Annotated in this window: 3 protein-coding genes; 1 reads left to right on the top strand and 2 read right to left on the bottom strand. The window is 39.2% G+C overall.

Annotated elements, in window-relative coordinates:
• Both AC1DPQ_RS28365 and AC1DPQ_RS28370 read right to left on the bottom strand, forming a co-directional pair.
• Positions 1-548, bottom strand: a 548-nt coding sequence (locus AC1DPQ_RS28365) for a hypothetical protein (protein ID WP_477611658.1), incomplete at its 3' end; no start/stop codon positions are given.
• Positions 545-1,177, bottom strand: coding sequence for an RNA polymerase sigma factor (locus AC1DPQ_RS28370; RefSeq protein ID WP_477611659.1), 633 nt, complete (start codon positions 1,175-1,177; stop codon positions 545-547). The genes AC1DPQ_RS28370 and AC1DPQ_RS28365, both read right to left, overlap by 4 nt.
• A gap of 13 nt (positions 1,178-1,190) precedes the next feature.
• Here AC1DPQ_RS28370 and AC1DPQ_RS28375 point away from each other — a divergent pair, with 13 nt between their 5' ends.
• A complete protein-coding gene (locus AC1DPQ_RS28375) occupies positions 1,191-1,925 on the top strand; it encodes a hypothetical protein (protein WP_477611660.1) in 735 nt (244 codons plus the stop codon).
• The last annotated feature ends 71 nt before the right edge of the window (positions 1,926-1,996 follow it).

Below are 1,996 nucleotides of genomic sequence, written 5' to 3' on the forward strand. Positions count from 1 at the left end.
GCTACAAGATTCTGTTTTTCAAATTCTACAAGCTTGGTTTCGGCTTTTATTTCTGGATTATAAATCACATCCGCTAAAAGGTTATTATTACTACTATTACCTTTCTCAATAACTTTTGGAAAAATTTCGTGGACGAATCCTGTTCTGATTATTTTTTGATCTTTGCTATCTTCCGCTCCTTTATTACTTTCTGTCAATAAACTTTCTTCCCTATCCTTGGCTAACGAATCATTGTTGGTTGGCTTTTCGATTAAATCTGCCTTATTATCTAAAGGCTTGTTGTTCTCTTTTTTGTGGGCATTTGTATCTGTTTTCACCAATGAATTGTTTTTTGACTGATCACCATTCGGCCTAACCAATAAAAAAACCACCAGCAACATTGCGGCTACTGCAGCCACAGCAGTTAACCAAATTAACGGCACTATCCTCCTTTTAGATGTTGGATGCAATCTCTCTTCCAGATTATCCCAATCTAAATCATTAAAAGGAAGATCGGGATTTTCCAATCCATCCTTAAATAATTTATCTATATCTTTTCCCTCTCTCATTGCATGTTTGTATTTAACCTCACCTGTAAAAGGTTTCTATCTACCTCCGAACTCCTTACCTGGTAAGTTTTCGCATCTGTAGTTTTTAGCATTTCCTGTAATTTCTGTCGCGCCTTAAACAGGTTCGACTTTGATGTTCCTATCGATATTCCCAGCATTTCGGCAATTTCCTCATGGCTATAGCCATCTATAGCGAAAAGGTTAAAAACCGTTCGATAGGCCGGACTTAGGTTTTGAACCAATGCTAACAAATCATTATAAGCTAATTTATCGTACACAGAGTTTGTATGTGCAATATTTTCATGATCCTGAATATCTACATGATCGGCGAATTTTAAATTGGCACGATAATAATCAATGGCAGTATTGGTTATTATCCGACCGAGCCAAGGCAAAAAGGCCTTCGAAGTTTCGTATTTGGTTATATTTTTAAAGGCTTTAAAAAAGCCATCGTTCAGTATTCCTGCAGCATCTAGCCGATCGTTTGCATAACGCAAACAAATCCCCATAGCAAAGCTATAGAAATGTTTGTATAGTGCTTTTTGACTATCCCTTTCATTTCTAACGCACCCTTGAATATACTTTTGTATAATATCTTCACTATCGCGGCCACCCGTTACCAATAACAATAAGGGGATTCAATTGGCAACAGATGCCAAGTTCGGGACGGTATTAACTGATAAAGACGGTAAAACTTTATACTTTTTTGCATCTGATGCTGCAGGTACGCCAACCTGTACCGGTGGTTGCGAAACCGCATGGCCCCTTTATTACTCAGCTGATGCCAGCACCGATTTAAACCTGAACAAAGCAGAAGTTGGAGAGGTTACCCGTGCTGATGGCCGTAAACAAAGCACTTACCGTGGTTATCCACTTTATTACTTTGCTAACGACGTTGCAAAAGGAGATATTAAAGGCGATGGTGTTAGTGGAATATGGTTTGTGGCTAAACCCGATTATTCATTGATGCTGGCCAATGCACAACTGACCGCGAACAATATTAATTACACCAGTACCTATGCTGTTGGCGATGGCAAAACCATTTACTTAACCGATAGCAAAGGACGTACGTTGTATGCTTTTGCGCCAGACAAAAATGGTGTAAATACCTATACAAAAAGCGCTACACAAGAAGGTATTTGGCCAGTTTACGAATCTGAAGTGCTTAATGTGCCCTCGGCTGTTACAAAAACTGATGTTGGTGTAATTACTGTGGCTACAATTGGCAAAAAACAGTTAACTTATAAAGGATGGCCTTTATACTACTGGATATCAGATGTAAAAAGAGGTGATAACCTGGGCATAGTAATCGGAAAAGGGCCAGGTTTAACTTGGCCGGTATTACAGCTAAATGCTACAGTTGCTCCAGCGCCATAAATAATTTGGGTTAGGCGGGTAGAATGGTCGGCTGGTGTTTTCACAGCCGGCCTTTTTTTATACTTCTAGTA

Source organism: Pedobacter sp. 01T416_2 (assembly GCF_056398925.1).